Origin of the sequence: Flectobacillus longus (assembly GCF_030056705.1) — a bacterium.
Lineage (GTDB): Bacteria > Bacteroidota > Bacteroidia > Cytophagales > Spirosomataceae > Flectobacillus > Flectobacillus longus.
Genome location: NZ_JASHIC010000021.1, coordinates 95,158 through 115,504, shown reverse-complemented (window position 1 = coordinate 115,504; position 20,347 = coordinate 95,158). Strand labels below are relative to the sequence as shown.

The window sequence follows — 20,347 nt, the reverse complement described above, 5'->3', positions numbered from 1 at the left end:
TTTCTAAATAGATTTGATAAAATTTATTGCCCTTTCTCTCAAAATTTATGAATAATATCCCCGCCCATATTCAGCGGCTTATACTTGTTATATTGGCCATTGCTGCAATCTTATTGGTTGTAGATTTGGTGATTATGATAAGTATATTGAGCGAAAAAATAAGTGCCAAAAGAAGTGCGAAGCGTAGAGCAGAAATCAGAGAAAAAATTCAGCAATATATCACAGCTTGGCTCATGGAAGAAGACTTGAATATTCAAGAATTTATGAGCAAAGAAATTGCAAACTATTTTTCCAATATTCAATTAAAATTTAAATTGTTTAGAGAAATTCTCTACGAAGAAATATTCAATGCCAATAAAGTCCTTTTAGGCGATGATCAAAAAAAGATAAAAGAGTTATATACTTTTTTTGGTTTTGAGAAAAAAATTAAAAAAGAATTCTTCAGGTATAAATGGTATAAGCTTGTCAACGCAACTAACGACCTTTTGGCCATTAAGGCCTTAGAAAGTTCGGCTATGTTTACCGAATTATTAGATCATCAAAACCAATTTGTTCGTTTAGTGGCTATCAAAGCAGAAATATCGATGGGGGGTGACCAAGTAGATATTCTCTCTGAAATACACTTTCCTCTCTCTGATTGGGAAATGTATGAGATTATTAGTTTTCTAAAGAGAAGCCAGTTCAAACAAATCCCTAATCTGAGCAAACTGATTAATCATGACTCTGTTACTCTTAAAATATTGGGGTTGAAATTAGCTAATATATTTCAGGAACTTGACTTGGATATGGATGCCAAAGCTTTTGTGGTACATCCTAATCCAAAAGTAAGAACAGCCATTATTGAATATCTTGCAGAATGCGGTGGCAATGAGCATTTGAATGAACTTAAGCGAAGATTTGCTTCAGAAGAGGAAACTGTCAAAATTGCTATTTTAAAATATATAGCCTTACATGGAACCGATGATGATGTTCCATTTATATTTAAAAAATTGAAAGATGTGTATCCAGCTATTCGAGTAAAAGCCGCTGAAACACTTCAAAATATGAATTCTAATAGTATGTCGTTTTTATCATACCTTGAGTCAAATGGAGATAAATCTGATAAAAAACTGGCAATTCATGTGTTAAATAAATTTTAAACGGATGCTAACATTCTTCTCCTACTTTATACAATTTGGCTTGTTTTTGTATTGTATGATGATTTTTACATCTTACATACTCATGAGCGTTAGGTCATGGAAAGTGCTCAAACATCACAAACAAGCAAACTTAAATATTGATTTTAATGCTTTTCGCCAAAATCCCTATCTCCCTTCAATCTCGGTTGTAGCACCTGCGTATAATGAGGGAGTCACCATTGTTGAGAATATTCGCTCCTTATTATCATTGGGTTATAATAATTTAACTTTGATAATTGTAAACGATGGTAGTAAAGATGATACCCTCGAAAAAGCTATCAAATTTTATGATTTAGAAAAGGTTGATTATTATTTTGAGTATCGCTTACCATGTAATGAAATCAAAGCTATTTACAAATCAAAAAATAAAGCTTTCAAGAAGCTTATTGTCGTAGATAAAGCCAATGGGGGCAAAGCTGACGCTCTTAATGCGGGTATCAATGTTTCATACTCAGACTACTTTGCTTGTGTAGATGTTGATTGCTTACTAGAAGAAAACGCATTCGAGCATCTTATTTATCCTGTTATTAATAGCCACAAAGAAGTAGTAGCTGTGGGTGGAATTGTGTGGCTCAACAACGATGCAGAGGTATATCATGGTCACATGGTAAAACTTCAAATTCCCAATAAATTTTTACCAAGAATTCAGCTTATTGAATATTTCAGAGCATTTCTTTTGGGGCGTACGGCTTGGAGTTCAATCAATGGCCTTTTGCTTATTTCGGGTGCTTTTGGTATTTTCCATAGAGAACGTGTTATTGAGGTAGGAGGCTATAATAAGAAAACCGTTGGAGAGGATATGGAATTGGTCATTCGTTTACATAAACTTATGCTTAATAAAAAAATACCCTACGAGGTAGCATACGTTCCAACTCCTCTTTGTTGGACAGAAGCTCCCGTCACAAAAACCATTCTATCACGCCAACGCAATAGATGGGCACGAGGTACTGCCGAATGTCTGATGCTACACCGTGATATGATCGGACGAAAAAAATATGGAATAATTGGTTTGTTAAGCTTTCCATATTGGCTAATTGCAGAATGGTTTGGGCCATTTATAGAGGCTTTTGGATTGATTTTTACTTTAATAATGATTGTGTTGGGCTATATAAATATTTATTTTTTTATGGCTATGCTTGGATTAGTATTCTCGATGTCTTTATTTTTTTCAATATTGGCAATTCAGGCTCAAGAAACTTTCTTTAATCGTTATTCAGAACCTAAAGAGATTGGACGGCTTTTTATCACAGCTATCTTAGAGCCTTTTATTTATCATCCTCTCACGGTATATTGGGCTATAAAAGGCAATTATGATCTGTTTTTTAAGAAAACACATTCTTGGGGCGAAATGACTCGAACAGGTTATACAAATGCAGCCACCCCAAAAAAAACTTGATAAAATATAATTCACTAATAAGGGGTTGAATATGGCTTTAAAAGCTATTATTCAACCCCTTATCTTTTATATTCTTGATGTGATTTTATAAATTTGTAGAATATAAATACCTTGACCCATGAAAACATATCAAGAAGAACTAGAAGAACAGAAGAATAAGCAAGTGGCATTTTGGTGGACAATTGCCGTTGGTGCTATTCTCTCATACACCTCTGTAAAGCTATCTGTTTGGGACGAAAATACTAAAATATCAACCTACCAAAAAATTAGATTTGCGCTTGCCGAAAATGATTTAGACGAAACTCCACAGGTACATATTACTGCTAATAACAAAAAGATTAGAGAAGCATCTGGCCCAGCAGCACCCAATAGAGAAAATAAAAATACTTCAGGTGCTGAAACCTCCTACTCTAAAAAAAGCCCTTACAAAGCTCCTAAAGCAAAACTTCCTAGCTCTATTTCTGACAAATATGGCTATAGTCCCGAACCTAAAGCATTTGTGCCAAATTATGGGGCTCAGCGAGGTGAAGGCTTTGAATATGGTCTTGACCATTTTTATCTGGCTCAAAAACCTTTGTTGACAGACAAAACGAGTGAAGTGGGTAAAATTGTTTTTAAAATAACGGTTGATGATAATGGTCAAATTCTGAGCATTAGGGTACTATCTACTACATTAACCGAATCTACTACTAATATTTACAAAGAGGACATCAAATATGGAGCAGTGTTTCGGCCACGTTACCTAAAAGGAACTACCATTGCGAAGATATCTTCAGGTCTGCTAACTGTACGTGTCAATGTAAGAGGAAATACTCAGTTTGTTTTGTGATATTCATAAAATATATTCATCAACTAACTATAGTTTTATTAGTTTAAATAAAATATGTATTTTTACTCTCTTGTATATGTGTCTTTGATGAACTCTTGACGTACCAAGAGCGTATCCTATAGTAAATTAATTTGTATCGTGCTCAAATTACCTTTGTAATGGCACTTTTATTAAAACTATAAATCTGCAAGCCCTAAGTAGTATGTTTCGTTTATCGCCAATAGCGAAACACCGTAAATTTCTGAATACCAGATAGCCGTAACCTATTCCGAGTGGGTTAGGCAATAGGGGTCTTTGTTCACATACAAAGATATTGTTGGGTACATTACCTCAAATATTACGTAACAAACTACTTATGAAAAAACCACTCTTACCAAGTAACGAATCGGAGCGATTAGAAGCGCTAAAGAGTTATTATATTCTTGATACATTACCCGAAAGAGATTATGACTCTATCACTCAAATTGCTCAAGAGATTTGTCAAACTCCGATAAGCCTTATCAGCCTAATTGATAAGGATAGACAGTGGTTTAAGTCTGTAAAAGGAATTGATACGGTCGAAACGCCTAGAGAAGTTTCCTTTTGTGGGCATACAATTTTAAATCCCGATGAGCCTTTTATTATTGAAAATGCTTTAGAAGATGATAGATTTTTTGACAACCCTTTTGTTGTCAATGAACCTGGTATGCAGTTTTATGCTGGTATTCCTCTTGTAACGTCCAAAGGATATGCACTAGGAACACTCTGTGTAATTGATAATAAGCCCCGCTCACTAGCCGATGACCAAATTGAAGCCTTAAAAGCATTGGCTAATCAAGTAACAAATCAGTTTGAACTTCGTAAGAAAACAATTCAGTTAGAAAAAATCAAAGAAGATTTAGAAATAAAAAATAGAGAACTAGAGCAAGCAAAACTTCATTTGGAGGAAGCGCTTAAGGCCAAATCTGTTTTTCTTTCGATGATGAGCCACGAAATAAGAACTCCTTTGCACTCAATTCTTGGTAATATTCATTTGCTTTTGGAGGAACAACCACGCAAAGAGCAGGAGGCTCCGTTGAAAGTACTTAAATTTACAGGCGAAACACTCTTATCTATTATTAACGATATCCTAGATTATAGTAAGCTTGAAGCTCAAAAAGTACAAATCGAACAAATTTCTTTTAATCTTGTTGATTTGCTCAATAACATCGTAGAAATAAATTGGCATCGCTCTAAAGAAAAAGGTAATACACTACAAATAGATTTAGATTCAAATATTCCTGCATTTTTGGAGGGCGACCCTACACGTTTGGTTCAAGTAATTAATAACTTGGTCTCTAATGCGGTAAAATTTACAAAAAATGGCCAAATTACTCTGAAAGCAAGAGTTGTGAATAGAACACAGTCGCATGTTGAAGTCAAATTTGAGGTAATTGATAATGGAATTGGAATTTCGGAAGAATCTCTGCCTAAAATATTTGATGAGTTTGCACAGGCGTCAATTATAACAACACGTCAGTTTGGGGGTACTGGTCTTGGTCTTGCCATTATCAAAAAGATTTTGTTATTGTTCAATAGCGAAATACATGTTGATAGTACCCTAAACGAAGGCTCAAATTTTTATTTTACTATTAATTTCAAAATAGCAGAAGACCAAAATTATTCTATCAAGGCATTAAACGATTTTGACTTTAAAGGATGTAATATTTTGGCTGTAGATGACAATGAAATAAACTTAAAAATTATTGCAAGAAATTTGTTGAAAAAAGGTATCCAAGTTGATACCTGTGTATCTCCATACGAAGCATTGAAATTGATAAATTCGGATAAGTATTATGATTTAGCTATTATAGATTTACAAATGCCAGAACTTAACGGATTTGAGCTGACCAAAGAAATTCGTAAAATCGATAGTAATTTGACCATTATTGCAAGTTCGGCTGATAATAATGCCGAAACTATCAAAGAGGCCTTGGCTGTAGGTATGAACGATTATCTTCTGAAACCACACACAGCAGACGAGCTATATTTGTTATTGGCAAAACATCTTAGATATCAAAATGACCATATAATCAATACATAGTTGTATCTTTGGTAAAATTTATATATTTAACGAAATTCGTAATCTGTTTTTCGAGATGTATTATGAATTTCGTTAGTTTCTACAAAATAAATCTGATGCTCTTCTAACAAGCACCGTTATGATACATAGCTAGCAAAATTATTTTGCTTTTTCATGTACGCCAATTTTAAGACAAATCGTCTACCCGGAACTCTATTATAGTCTCTGAATCAGGGACTTATCAATAAATATATGCTCCCTTTACTTTACTTCAACCATAAAGTAAATCCTTTCCACTACTGATAAATCCCCAAAAAGGACACAATTGAATTTTTGATTTGAGTAAAACCACACTGTGTTATGAAAACTATCCGAGAGTCTTGGAATCGGGAGGGATATCTCGATATTCCTAACTTTTGGGCATGGGATTTGACGAGCAATACGTTTTCTATTTCAGATAATGTGAATGCGATATTATCACTGCCTTCCCAAACAATTAACAATTTAGATACATTGAAAAGCCATTTGTTTTCATTTGATGCAAAATGGTTAGATTTCGATACTGTAAAGGAGTTAACAAAGAATGAAAATTATTTTGAGCAAAAAATACGGCTCTATAACGCTGAAGGTAATTTTCAGTTTTTTCAAATTAATGGATATGTAGAACTGAGAGACAAGTACGAATATGCCCTTTTGTTAAAGGGAACATTCACACACATTTCTTATTTGATTGAAAATCCCAGTAAGTTACCGCAGCCTCCCGTTCATAAAGCAGAGTTTGAGTTAATTATTAATGGAATAGAAGCGGGAATATGGGACTGGGATTTGCAATTTGACACAATCTGGTGGTCCAGTAAATTCTATGAATTACTTGGATATCAAGATGATGAAATCCGTACGTCTTTTAATACTTTTTTCAATACACTTTTGCATAAAGATGATAAAGCAAAAGTAGAGCAGCTTATATGGGAGCATCTTTATGAACACAAGCCTTATAAAACAGAAATTAGGTTGCTTTGTCGCTCAGGAGAATATAAATGGTTTCAGACATCTGGACAGGCAATGTGGGATAAAGATGGAAAACCCATCAAAATGGCAGGCTCTATAATTGATATAACCGAAACGGTCAATTATAGAAGTTCTTTGCTGAAAAACGAATTTCTTCTGAATGAATCTGCCAAATTGGCAAGAATTGGTGCTTGGGAGGTTGATCTCAAAACACAAAAAGTGTATTGGTCTGAAAGTACAAAAGTTATTCATGAATTTCCAGATAATTTAGAAACACCTAGTCTGACAGAAACGCTATCATACTATCCTAAAACTTCCAGAGATAAATTTATCAAGGCATTTGATGAATCTGTATCATTGGGAAGAGCATTTGATATAAGTTGTGAGTTTTTGACTTATTTGCAAAATAAAATTTGGGTAAGAGTTATAGGAAGTCCCCTATTCGATATTCAAGGTAACATAATCGGCGTTCGTGGAGTAATTAAGAATATAGATGAAGAGAAACAAAAAGAACTTTTTTTACAAGATTCTTTAAAAATCATTCATGAACAAAACAGAAAATTGCTAAATTTTGCTCATATTGTGTCACATAATATAAGATCGCATACTAGCAACTTAGAAATGGTAAGCAATTTTATTGAAGAATGTGATACTGAATATGAACGAAAGCTTTTATTGGACAATGTTCAGCAAATCTCTAAACAACTCAGTGAAACGATTTCACAGCTCAATGAAGTATTAGTTACTCAATCACAAGTTCAACAACCGAAAGTTAGAATTTGCTTTGATGATGTGCTGACAAAAGTCAAAAGTATAATTCAAAGCGAGCTAGTTCTCAGTGGGGCACTTATCAAAAGCAACTTTTCAAGTTGTGAAAGTGTCTACTATATACCAGCCTATTTGGAAAGTATTCTTATTAATCTTCTTTCCAATGCAATTCAATTTCGGAAACCTGAGGTTTGTCCGATGATTACGCTTTCTTCTTGGATTGAAAATAACAAAACTGTATTACAGATAGAAGATAATGGTATTGGTATTGACCTCGAAAAATACAAATACAAGCTTTTTGGTATGCATCATACCTTTCATAAACAGACCAGCGGCAAGGGATTTGGATTGTTTTTAATCAAAAATCAGTTGGATTTGATGGGTAGTAAAATTGAAGTCGAAAGTCAAGAAAATATTGGTACAACATTTAAGATTATATTTTAATGAAGCCTGTAGAAACTATTTGTGTCATAGATGACGACAACATCTATGGATTTTGGGTAAAAAAATTATTGGTCTCCAAAAATTTTTGTAAGAGTTTGACCATTTTCGAAAATGGATTGGCAGGTTTCAACTATTTCAATGAATTAGTTGTAGGAGACGGTGTGATTCCTGATTTGATACTATTGGATATCAATATGCCCGTGATGGATGGTTGGGAGTTTTTGGAAGAGTTTTCTAAAATCAAAAATAAATTTGAGAAAGATATTCCAATATATGTCGTTAGCTCGTCTATCAATCCAGCCGATATAGAACGGGCAAAAGGGTTTGGAGAAGTTAGCGGATTCATCACAAAGCCCTTAACGTTCGACAATTTGAAACAAATCAAGTTATTCCAAGATTAAATAAAGAAAAGGGTATTTTGTAGCAAAATACCCTTTTTCTTTGTAAAATAGTTCTATATTCAGAAAGCCTAAAACCTACCTCTGAATTTAGTACAAATAAGCAATCTTAATCTTGAATAACATGCTCAATAGTGCACAAAGACCTACTAACGAAATCAAGCATTTCGTCTTAAGCTCCTATTTTGGAGATGGACTTCGTATCACCTTTGGGGTTTTATTTCCAAGTCTGCTCATGCTCGAATTTGACAAAATCAATATCGGCATGACGATTTCATTGGGTGCCTTGTGTGCCAGCGTAGTGGATTCACCTGGACCTATTGTTCACCGACGCAATGCTATGCTGACTACAACAGGTATTGTTTCGTTAGTAGCCTTATTGGTCGGATTTGCCAATCTTTCTATCCCTATTCTGGGATTAATGATTACAGGATTTAGCTTTTTGTTCTCTATGTTTTATGTGTATGGTCTTCGTGCAGCTGCTATTGGTACGGCGGCACTATTGGTTATGACCTTAAGCATTGGAGACATTCGTCCGCTTCATGAAATTATGATGCACCCCGTTTATATTCTGATGGGAGGGCTTTGGTACACAGGGCTTAGTTTGTCTTTGTACACCATAATGCCCTATCGCATTGCACAACAATCTTTAGGAGATTCGATTGTGGAAGTAGCTAAGTTCATGAAAATTAAGGCGGCTTTTTATCATGAAGGGGTAGATTATGACGAGAATTATAAAAAGCTCATAGAAACACAAATAAGTGTAAATGAAAAGCAAGATGCTACCAGAGAGATGCTTTTTAAAACTCGAGAGATAGTTCGAGAGTCGACACAAGAAGGTCGTTTTTTGGTTGTAGTTTTCGTGGATATTATTGATTTGTTTGAACAAATCATGTCAACTTTTTATAACTATCAGCATCTTCACAAACAGTTTGATAGCGTTGGTATTCTTAAAAAGTATGAAGATATTCTAACGCTTTTGGCAGATGAACTAGAAAAGATAGGGTATGATCTCAAAATGGGCACAACGCCACATCTTTCGCCAATTATTCCTAGAAAACTTCAAGAATTACATATTGCCGTTCTTGATTTGGAGGAACACGCCGAAGAGCACGGGTTTACAGCGCTGAGTATTGGCGCTTTGAAAAATATCGAAGTCAACATCAAGAATATCTTTGCGAGATTAAAAAAGATTGTAGGAAATTTTAAAAACAGAAAGAAAAAGACTCTCAATTCTAGTGATTTAGCAACCGACCAATTTATTTCTCACCAAGAATTTGAACCTAAGATTTTTAGAGAAAACCTAACCTTTGATTCCGAAATTTTCAGACACTCGTTACGGGTTGCATTAGTGATGTTGGTTGGCTTTATCATTGCACAATCCTTTGAGTTTTTGCACAGCAATTGGATTTTGCTTACGATTATGGTAATTATGAAGCCTGCATTTAGTCTTACCAAAGAGCGCAATTATCATCGCTTAATTGGTACAATTGTAGGTGCTATTTTTGGTTTGTTGATTCTTTCATATCAGCATAACAAAAATGTATTATTTGCTATTTTGCTAGTTTGTATGCTTGGGGCGTACAGCTTTCAACGAAAAAATTATGTTGTAAGTGTATTGTTTATGACTCCATTTATACTCATTCTCTATAATTTCTTAGGAATGGGGAATATCTCGATACTCGAAGAAAGAGTCATGGATACCTTTATTGGTGGTGGCATATCCTTTATTGCGAGTTATTTTCTATTTCCGACTTGGGAAAAAGAAAAGCTTCAAAAGGTATTAGTCGAAATGCTGGAAGCTAATTTAGAATACTTTAGACAGGTAAGAGGCTTGTATCTGGGTAATGAGTTTCATTATTTGCCTTATAAGCTGGCTCGAAAAGATGTTTATGTCAAAACAGCTAACTTAGCATCGGCTTTTCAAAGGATGTTTTCTGAACCTAAAAGTAAGCAAACGAGTATCAAAGAAGTTCATAAGTTTTCGGTACTGAATCACCTTTTTGCTTCTTATACTGCTACTTTAGGACTTTACGTCAAAGAGCATTTTGACCAAATACCAGATTTTCATAACCTAAAAATGGTAGGAGATAATACCGAAAAAATATTATCATTAGCCATAAAAGCCCTTAATGGCGAAGAGATTGATTTGGCAGAAGTACAATTAATTCAGCTCAAAAATCTCGTTCGTGACGACGAAGAAACGGTATTGCTTATTCCTGAACAGTATATCAATCTTCAAAAAGCAGCCTTAGATATTTTGAAGATTACAATAAAAATTAAATTGTAGAGTCGTAACGGCATAGATTTTGTAAAACGTACTGCGTAAATATGTTTGATGACCTATTACTTATTGAAATTTGATTGGTGTCAGAACATATCTAACGCTGTTATAGGAATCCTCACTTCGGTGGGGATTTTTTATTTTATTACGAATCATTAAAAACATTTTATCAGAACAATATCAAATCATACCTAGAAAGTAGCTAAAAATTAGAGTATTTAAAACTGAGATTACCCCAAAATGAAAATTTGTTCATATTAGAGAAAGTGTATAAAGAGCATAAAATGTCGTCATACTTTTGTGGCCTCAACAAAACCCATACGCGTTTATGCTCACGTTTACTATTTTAAAAAAATTCTCAAACCGTGTAAAACAGCTTCAGACTTTCCTTATTTTTTCTGTACTGTTTATCTCATTTAATTCATTTTCACAAGGTACGGATGCTACCATTTTAGGAAAAATCACCGATGAAAGTGGCGAAATTATGTCAGGTGTTTCAGTGAAGGTTCGCAACGAATCCACAGGCTTTCAGACGGGGACTGTCACCAATGCACAAGGTGAGTATCAACTACAACAATTGCCTTTGGGTAAGCCGTATTCGGTTACCATTTCATTTGTAGGGTATCAAACTACAAAATTCACAGACTATGCTTTGAATCAAGGTGACAAATTAAGAGTAAATGCACAACTCAAACAAAGTAATACCGAACTAAAAGAGGTGGTAGTAAGTGCCAACTTTGTCAATAAAGAAACCGAACGTGCTGGTGCAGCTATCGCTGTGACATCTCTCCAGATGAAGCAGTTACCTATGGAAGGACGTAACTTTACAGCATTAACGGCGTTGTCGCCACTACAAGGTAAAAATGGTAGTTTTGGCGGTCAGCGCAGCTCTTCGACAAACGTAACCATGGATGGCGTAAATGCTCGTAGTATGTACACCAATGGAGCAGTTGGTAATGGTCCATATACAATCTCTCAAGAAGCCATTCGTGAATATCAGGTATCTACCAACAATTATGATGTAACGCAAGGTCGTCAAGGTGGTGGTTCGGTAAATGCTGTTACCAAAAATGGTACTAATAAAACTGAAGGTTCGGCATTCTTTTTTCAACGTGCTAATCAAGCAACCTTTGTAGGCAATAAGCTTTTCCCTTTGGCAAGTGAATACAATATCAATGGAACACCTCGCACTACAGTTTTTGACCAAAAGCAATATGGTTTTTCATTGGGGGGAGCTATCGTAAAAGATAAACTTCACTACTTCGTCGCTTATGACCGCCAGACAGAAACGATTCCTTATCAGATTGCGCCAGTTTATGACCAAACACAAGAACAAAACTTTGGTATAACTAAAGAAAATCTGGATAAGTTGATTGAAGTAGCAAGGGCAAAATATGGTATGAAAAACACCCAACAATATGGGGATTTTTCAAGACAAACTGAAGCTAATGCACTTTTTGCTCGATTAGATTGGCAGATTAACGACAAAAACAAACTTACATTTCGCAATAACCTTACTACATGGTTGAGCCCAAATTCTACTTCTGACAACTCAAATATCAATTTACTTGAAAGTTGGATTGGCTTTAAGTCTCTAGAAAATAGCACATTAGTTTCACTACGTTCGTCACTAAGTCCAGACGTAACCAACGAATTGAAAGTACAGTATCAAACTGTTGCACGTGACTATATTGTCAATGATGATTTGCCAAGCGCCAATATTCCTAGAGCCATCATTACCGTTCGTTCAGTAATACCTACAGCAACAAACCCAAGTGCTACACAAACCAGAACTGTACAGTTTGGTGGGCAACGTTTTGGTACTGAAACTACCAGAGATAAAACTATCCAATTAGCCAATACAACGTATTTACGCAAAGGAGCCTTTAACTACAAATTTGGTACTGACAACATGTTGACCTTTTTGAACTCAACGATTGTCAACGAAATGAACGGTCGCTTTTTCTTCAATAGCTTGCAAGATTTTATTGACCAAAAACCAAGTCGTTATGCTAGAGAAGTTCCCTTGGTTAATCCAGCCGTTAAGCAATCTTTACTTGATTTAGCGCTATTCGCTCAAGTAGATTTTAACCCAACTCCAAACGTGAGTGCTATGTTTGGCTTACGTTATGATGCTACTATTTTCTTCCGTCAAGGTGATGCTAATCCTAAAACTGAAACAAGTTTAGGGATCAAAACAAACAATACTTTAGCAGATTATAACAATATCCAACCACGTTTTCAGTTGACTTGGGATGTAAAAGGTCGCCAAAAAGATATTGTTAAATTAGGTGGTGGGATATTCTCAGCACAGCCAGTTTCATACTTGCAGTTGAATAATATTCAGAATAGTGGTACAATGGTTGGTTCGATTGACATTTCTGGTGCTGGTGTTCCTTCCCCTGATTTTGTTTCGTATCGTAACAACCCTTCTACTACGCCTGGTATTCCAGCAGGAGCAAGTTATGTGTCTACCATCAATGCTGTAAGCAAAGATTTTCAAGTTCCTTCTATTTATAAAGTAAACCTTTCGTACAACAGATTTTTCAACGAAAGATTCAGAGCTGGTGTCAATTTACTTTGGTCAAAAACAGTCAACAATTATGTGTACTATGACAGAAACATCGTTGACGAACCTTATTTTAGATTAAGTAATGAGGCAAATCGTGGTGTTTATGTTCCTGCTAACACTATTCCTGCCAATGGCTCAACAGACTGGACACAAGGTAGAAAAGATAAAAACCTTGGTCGCGTGCTAGAACTAGAGTCTACAGGTGTGTTAGACCAATACGCCATTGTGTTAGATGCGAGTATGAAAATCGGACAAGATGGGTATTTATCAGTAAGTTATACCAAAAATGACACCAAAGATAATACCTCTTTCAACTGTTGTGTAGCCAATACATCTACATTCAGACCAGTGGTAGACGACCCTCGTGATCAGACAGTTTCATATTCTGATGACCAATTCTCAGACAAATTAGTTATTTCAGCGGCTACTCCAAGCGTAAAAGGATTTCAATTAGGTGCTATTCTAAACGGTGTCGGTGGCACACGCTATTCGTTTATGGTAGGAGGAAATAAAAGCTTAAATGGAGACTTTGTATTAACAAACGATTTAGCTTTTGTTTTTGACCCAAATAACCCAAGTGTTCCAGAACCAATAAGAAAAGGGATTCAAGGATTGTTGGATAACCCAGAAGTTACAGAAAGTGTCAAAAATTACATCAGACAGAATATTGGTAAGGTTGCAGAGCGTAACGGCGGTGTCAACCCATTCTATTACACAGTTGATTTACGTTTAACAAAAGATATAAAAATTCTTAGTAGAACTCTTTCGGTATCTGCTGACTGCTTCAACTTTATGAATCTTTTGGACAAAACACAAGGTGTAAGCTATAACCATGGTAATATCAACTTGGTAACGATGACTGGTTTTGATCAAACAACCAAAAACTATACCTACACTGTTGAAAGTGGCGCTGGTCGCAAGCAATCTACCGCAGGAGGTACTCCTTGGCGTATTCAACTTGGTTTAAGATACGCATTTTAATATATCACTTTTGTAGGCGGTTAAAGCAGATTGTTACTTTAACCGCCTTTTTTCAAATCCTACCTTTACATTCTCTAAAATGAAAAAAGCTATTTTCCTTATGTTATTGCTTACGTCAGTGTCAATAACATTCGCACAAAAATCTAAATATGTAGTCGTTATTAGTCTCGATGGCTTTCGCCCTGATTTTTATAGACAAGCACAATGGCCTACGCCAAACCTTCATGAAATGGCTCAAAATGGTGCTTCTTCAGACGGTGTAAGAGGCGTATTTCCTACAGTTACTTATCCCTCACATACCACCATTGTGACAGGAGTTTTGCCAAACAAACACAAAATTTTTCATAATACTCCATTTGAGCCGACTGGACAAACAGGACGTTGGAACTGGGAAAACAATTTGATTAAAGCAGAAACTATCTGGGATGCTGCTCACAAAAAAGGTCTAAAAACGGCTTCTATTCACTGGCCAGTGACAGTTGGAACACAAACTGTAGACTATAATATTCCAGAAACAGAAATCGAAAAGAATGTGGCAGATCCATTGATTCAAATGCGCAAATTTGCCAAACCACAAGGTTTGTTTGAAGAAATTGAACGTGAAGCAACGGGTAAATTGACCGCTAAAGCAATGGATAGTGATTATCTGACGATGGACGAAAATATTGCTCGTATGGCTGCTTATGTATTGGAAAAATACAAACCAAATTTGACAACCGTACATATTTTCAATTTAGATCATTTTGAACACAAAGAAGGTCGCAATGGTCCAAGCGTTGAAAGAGCCATTGCAGGTGCAGACCGTGCCGTAGGTAAAATCATGGAAGCGGCCGAACGCGCAGGTATCAAAGATAGTACTACGTTTTTGATTGTTGGTGATCATGGATTTGTGGATATTCATGCGCAACTTTCGCCAAATACATGGCTCGTAAAAGCAGGTTTGATGGAAAAGAAAAAAGATAGAGGTAATTGGAAAGCGACTTTCCATCCACAAGGCGGTATGGCATTTTTGTATTTGAAAGATAAAAAAGACCAGCAAACGCTCAAGCAGGTTCAACAAATTTTGAATGATTTGCCAGCTAGTACAAAAAAGCTATTTGATATTGTAAAACCAGAAGATTATCAAGCCATTGGTGCTGACCCAGAGGCAGCACTTGCTCTGACTGCCAAACAAGGGTTTTCATTTTCGGATTCTTTTGAAGAACCATTCCTAAAACCAGCCAAAGGTGGAACACATGGCTATTTCCCTAATTTCAAAGAAATAGAAACAGGATTTATCGCTTATGGTGCTGATATAAAATCCGATGTGGTAATTCCAACGATGGGACTTGAAGACATTGCTCCAATCGTGGCAAAATTATTGGGTTTATCTATGAATAACCTAGATGGCGTCTTGTATCCAAGTGTTGTAAAATAAGTTTACTTAAAATGGTAAGAGCAAACATGAGTCATTCCTAATTTAGTGATTGAGCGCATGAGTGATTATTATTAATACGAATTTTACTAGTAGAGACGCAATGCTTTGCGTTTAAAGTGAAATCTTGTATCAAAAAAGCGGTCGAAATTAGTTTTTCGACCGCTTTTTTGATCAACAATTGGAAATAAGCCAAATACCAAAATTCGGGATGACTCATATTTGCTATTCTGTGGGCAAATGATTGATCTATGACATATTTCCTAAGCTTCACTAGCTGATTCTACAGGTAATGAGGTTAATAAATACAGAAGTGATTGTTTTTTTTATATCCCTTACTATCCCTAAAGACAGTTAATATTCTCAAAATTAGGTTATTGTACTTGAGCCCAAGCAATAGAAATGTTCTTTGGGATTTTTCTCTTTCTAGCCTTAAATGATCGAGCTAGAAGATGGAGTTGTTTTTTGCCTTTAGTTGATTGTAAAGTAAATGTTTTTTCTTCTACCAAGTATTTGCCACGGGTAGTTCACCAACTCATCTAACATACACTTACAGACTCATCCAATGCAGAGAGCAATCAATGATAACCGGGTACACAAACACGTTTATTTGGGAGAGAATAGTATCCTTTTTTAATCCTTGTAGTAATTTTAGCTTTCCACACTACAAAGCCCCTCCAAAAATCAAGATTTTAGTAGGTCAATCTCAAGCCTATTTCTTTTGCCTTTGGAATATACTCGTCTTTGATATAACCAAATACAGGAAACTCAGCTTCCAATATATTCATAACAATTCCGTAAAAGCCTGTTCCCAGATTAAAATATTTTAAAAAGGTATCTATTGATATTTGTCCGTTACAAAATTGAAGATAGCTATCATACTGCATTGACCCTAGCAGATTTGCACTCATTCTGTCAAGAATATTCAAGTATAACTGAGGATTTTGGTTCAGTATCATATTGGCTTCATGACGCTTAGCATTGGTGTATTCTTCTAATAATTTGTCTTTTCGGTATTGTTGCTCATTTTTGTTCTGAACTTCTGCTTTCTTTGTAGCTTGTATTCGCTTGGCTTCTTCTTTCTTTTTTACTTCCTGTTGCTGTGCTTGCATCAGATCTGAACTTTTTACCATCGTAGTCAAATATCCTCCTATATTTTTGATGTTTCGACCAGTAATGAGCTCTTTTTTCAGATAGTCAATCGCTAATTGTATTTGCTCAACCGATATTTCGTCAAGCCAATCTTTAATAGTATGTTGTGTAATTCCAAAATCTTTTATTTGATCATATATCAAATTGAGTGTCTCGTTGGCTTGTATTTCTATCGACTGGGTAATTAATGGCAAGGGATTTTGAGTAGCTTCTTTAAAACTCGCAGATATTTGATCAACTAGTGGGTCTTCTACTTCCTCCAGTTTATTTTTCTTTACAACAAACCTTAATTTGACGACTTTTTTCCCTTGTTTGATTTCGGTAAACTCAAAATATAATTCCGAATTTTTCATCAATTCATTTTGCGCTTGTACGACTACTTTCATTTTAAAATCAAAATAGTTTTTGTACTTGTGCTCAATGTTGAACATTCTTTTGAGTTTGTCTACTTCAAATTCAAATGTACCAATGCGTTCTTTTTCTTTACATATTTCATAAAAACGCATGGCGTACGAGCTATCTAATCGTAAAATATTTCGAATATCTAGTACTGTGAAGTTTTCTTTGAGTTGTAATAAAAAAGGTTTCAATAGGTTAGGAAATTCCAGAACAAAATAGCCCTCTTTTTTAAAATAAACATAACCACTAATCAGGTGCGAATCTAATTCTATGCGATCGTCTTTATAATAAACCTTTTTGTCAATCATCTTCTTCATCTCTTGTTGCAGGTGCGAATACAAACTTCCTCCTTCTACGCCTGTAAACTTCTGAAAATCTTTTACTGTTATCGTCAGTGGGACAAAGCTCTCTTTACTTATGTCCAATAACGACAACATATAAATAAAAAGCTTCATTTGAGTTGGAGTCAACTCAAAACGCGCTTCTATTAGAGGATTGCCCTTGACAATCCGATAAGGGTCTTTGGTTACGCTGTCCAAAGCTTGCTCTCTTTTCTCTGTCTTCATATCTTCTATGACATTAGGAAAACCGGTATTTATACTAATCAGCTTAGAATGAAATACTTAATTTTTTATTAAGACCCTTAATCAAAAAATTGTCACAGACTTCGGTTTCTGTCCTTTATTGTACAAAAATAAGAGGAATTGAAAAAAAAGCATCACAAAAACTACTTTTAATTTAAGCAGGTAGTTTTAAGCACCATAAAAGTAGTTTTAATACACCATAAAAGTAGTTTTAAGCACCATAAAAGTAGTTTTAATACACCATAAAAGTAGTTTTAAGCACCATAAAAGTAGTTTTTAATGGTCATAATAAACTGTAAATCAAATAGTTATGGAGCCCTAAAAGATTTAAAAGAATAAAAGATTTAAAAGACAACAAAGGGAATTGTTGATTTTTTATTAATTTTTTTCTTAAATATTCAGTTTAAAAAACTCCTAAAATTAGTCACGAATAAAAATCGTAAGAGAAAGAATTGAAAGTGGAGACACCATAAAAGTAGTTTTTAAAGAAAGTATTAAAAACACCCCAAGCACCATAAAAGTAGTTTTTAAGAAAATCGTTGAAATCAACTAAACACCATAAAAGTAGTTTTTAAAAAGTTATAATAAGTACCTCTGACACCATAAAAGTAGTTTTTAAATAACCCTATTAAAAAATAAGTACACCATAAAAGTAGTTTTTATAACTTATAGTCGTTTCTAATTTAGCACCATAAAAGTAGTTTTTAAATATTCTCTAAAATTTATATATGACACCATAAAAGTAGTTTTTCCTTTATGTCGACCTTTTGCCAATTAACACCATAAAAGTAGTTTTTATCTACTTTAAAATAAGTTTAGCGGAAGAAGAATTATTATAAGATAGTTGTATCAAAACTGATACTTTGTTGATATATTTGTATGAAATATAATACAAACGATTTTACCTATGATAAGCCAAGAATTAGTCCTGAAATTCTTAAGACATAACCCCGCGCTTTCAGTTTCGACTGTAGAAAAGGAATCAGCATTAGCCAAAGGAACACTCACCAAAGCTATCACTGGAGAGCGAAATCTAAACGAAAGACATTTAGCAGCTCTATTACCTGTATTAACTAAATACGGATACTCGCCAAATCTTTATCAGAATGCTCGCGTTATTTCAATCATCAATCACAAAGGAGGCGTTGGAAAGACTACTACTACAGGTTCTTTGGGTGAGGCCTTAGCCAGAAAAGGATTTAACGTATTATTGATTGATATGGATCCTCAGGGTAATTTGTCTCAAATACTAGGAATAGACACACCAGAAAAGCAAGTAGTAGATGCTTTGCTCAAAACTGATGAATTGCCAGTGATGAATATTGCCCCCAACCTAGATCTTAGCCCTTCAGATATAGATTTGGCAAAAGCTGAAATCGAATTAATTATTTCTTTGGGAGGAGTTTCAAGGCTCAAAAACAAATTAGTACCCTTGATGGAGCAATACGATTATATTTTGATAGATTGCCCTCCATCACTCAATGCTCTTACTTCTTCAGCGTTGATTGCTTCTAAAAGTTGTTTAATCACACTTCAACCAGAAATATCAGCTGTTAAAGGATTGAATACCCTTTTAGATAGAATCTCGGAAGTTCGTACGAGCTGGAATCCTGCCATTGAAATTGACGGAATCGTATTTACAATGGTAAAGAAAAACTCAGTACACGATGGCGTAAAAGAACACGTTAGAGAAAGTATGTCACAGTTTAGGGTATTTCGTACCGAAATAAAACATCTTGTAGATTTTCAAAAAGCACAAATAGAACAAAGCACAATCTCCAAATTTGCAGAAAATTCGGAAGCAGCCAAATTGTATCGTGAGTTTTCGGAAGAGTTTATACAGTATTTACAAGTGGTAAAATAGAGATTAGATGAAAGCAAATTTTAAAGACGTTATAGCCTCCAAAACCAAGCAAGCCTTGGGAAGTAATCTCATTTCCCTAGAGGCCATTAAGCAAAATATACAAATCCTTGAAGAACTTCGCGACTTTATACCTCCTTTGAGTGACGAAGAATCTCAACAACTAGAACAGAATATTTTAAAATACGGCTGTAAAGATGCTCTATTAGTATGGGAAACTACCCTCAGCGTAGCTGGATTAAGTACCACAGAAGATGCAACTCCAGCCTACATCCTGATAGATGGACACAATCGCTATCGAATTTGTCAGGCCAATCAATTGAATTTTAATATTCAATTATTGTCTTTTAGCAATCTAAAAGAGGTAAAAGACTATATGATTGATTTGCAATTGGGGCGCCGTAATCTTACACCTCAACAAGCATCTTACTTCAGAGGCTTACGCTATAACAACGAAAAAACTGAACGAGGTAAATATGACCGTATTACTGACGAAGGACTTATCAACGTAGATGATTATTTTGAAAGTAAACGTGTAAAAGCTTCAACAGCCTCGAAATTATCGGAAGAATACAAAGTCAGTCCTGCTACTATTCGACGTGATGCTGAGTTTGCAGAAGGGTTAGGGAAACTATCTACCACCTTACGAAATGAAGTATTGGCTGGAAATCAAAATATCGAAAAGGGTCTTTTACAAAAAGTAGCTAAAGTAAAAGAATTACCTAAACCCATCGAAAGTGCAGATGAGTTGGTAACCGTGCTACAAACGAGTGGACTGGTAGCAAAAATTGAAGCAGTTCCAGCTGACCATACGTTAGTTAATTGTTCTAATGAAATTATAGCCCTTGTAAAGAAAATTGTAAATGCTAAAGACAAAGAAAAACTAGAAGAACTAAAAAATCTAGTCTCTAGGTTAGAAGAGTTACTTTAACAAAAAAGAGGTCAATCGACCTCTTTTTTGTTATCAGCCATATTGCTCATTTTGAGCAATATGGTTTGAGCATTTTCATCATTATCATATTGCCCATTTTGAGCATT

The 20,347-nt window shown here is 35.0% G+C and carries 12 protein-coding genes; 11 read left to right on the top strand and 1 reads right to left on the bottom strand.

The window, feature by feature from the left end; genetic code table 11:
* Positions 1-47 precede the first annotated feature (47 nt).
* The 9 genes from QM491_RS16270 (at position 48) to QM491_RS16230 (ending at position 15,316) form a co-directional block, all read left to right on the top strand.
* A complete protein-coding gene (locus QM491_RS16270) occupies positions 48-1,139 on the top strand; it encodes a HEAT repeat domain-containing protein (protein ID WP_283328587.1) in 1,092 nt (363 codons plus the stop codon).
* 82 nt (positions 1,140-1,221) lie between these two features.
* The gene (locus QM491_RS16265; protein ID WP_283328585.1) at positions 1,222-2,574 is read left to right on the top strand and encodes a glycosyltransferase family 2 protein; all 1,353 of its coding nucleotides are present in this window, start codon (positions 1,222-1,224) and stop codon (positions 2,572-2,574) included.
* Positions 2,575-2,692: 118 nt separating this feature from the next.
* Positions 2,693-3,403 (top strand): hypothetical protein, encoded by a 711-nt coding sequence (locus tag QM491_RS16260; RefSeq protein WP_283328584.1) that lies wholly within the window; start codon positions 2,693-2,695, stop codon positions 3,401-3,403.
* Between the two features lie 355 nt (positions 3,404-3,758).
* Positions 3,759-5,465, top strand: a complete 1,707-nt coding sequence (locus QM491_RS16255; RefSeq protein WP_283328583.1) for a GAF domain-containing hybrid sensor histidine kinase/response regulator — start codon at positions 3,759-3,761, stop codon at positions 5,463-5,465.
* Positions 5,466-5,906: 441 nt separating this feature from the next.
* Positions 5,907-7,664 (top strand): sensor histidine kinase, encoded by a 1,758-nt coding sequence (locus QM491_RS16250; RefSeq protein WP_283328582.1) that lies wholly within the window; start codon positions 5,907-5,909, stop codon positions 7,662-7,664.
* Complete coding sequence (locus QM491_RS16245) at positions 7,664-8,065, top strand: response regulator (protein ID WP_283328580.1); 402 nt, start codon at positions 7,664-7,666, stop codon at positions 8,063-8,065. The genes QM491_RS16250 and QM491_RS16245 overlap by 1 nt, the downstream gene beginning before the upstream one ends.
* A gap of 121 nt (positions 8,066-8,186) precedes the next feature.
* Positions 8,187-10,352: an FUSC family protein gene (locus QM491_RS16240; protein ID WP_283328579.1), complete on the top strand. Its 2,166-nt coding sequence runs from the start codon at positions 8,187-8,189 to the stop codon at positions 10,350-10,352.
* A gap of 322 nt (positions 10,353-10,674) precedes the next feature.
* Complete coding sequence (locus QM491_RS16235; RefSeq protein ID WP_283328577.1) at positions 10,675-13,899, top strand: TonB-dependent receptor; 3,225 nt, start codon at positions 10,675-10,677, stop codon at positions 13,897-13,899.
* Between the two features lie 100 nt (positions 13,900-13,999).
* Positions 14,000-15,316 (top strand): alkaline phosphatase family protein, encoded by a 1,317-nt coding sequence (locus QM491_RS16230; RefSeq protein ID WP_283328575.1) that lies wholly within the window; start codon positions 14,000-14,002, stop codon positions 15,314-15,316.
* Between the two features lie 689 nt (positions 15,317-16,005).
* On the opposite strand, the gene QM491_RS16225 is transcribed toward QM491_RS16230, so the two are convergent.
* Positions 16,006-17,430 (bottom strand): replication initiation protein, encoded by a 1,425-nt coding sequence (locus QM491_RS16225; RefSeq protein ID WP_283328574.1) that lies wholly within the window; start codon positions 17,428-17,430, stop codon positions 16,006-16,008.
* Positions 17,431-18,355: 925 nt separating this feature from the next.
* Between QM491_RS16225 and QM491_RS16220 the strand changes: the two genes are divergently transcribed.
* Complete coding sequence (locus tag QM491_RS16220; protein ID WP_283328573.1) at positions 18,356-19,312, top strand: ParA family protein; 957 nt, start codon at positions 18,356-18,358, stop codon at positions 19,310-19,312.
* 7 nt (positions 19,313-19,319) lie between these two features.
* On the top strand, positions 19,320-20,240 hold the full coding sequence (locus QM491_RS16215) for a ParB N-terminal domain-containing protein (protein ID WP_283328572.1): 921 nt from the start codon (positions 19,320-19,322) through the stop codon (positions 20,238-20,240).
* Positions 20,241-20,347 lie beyond the last annotated feature (107 nt).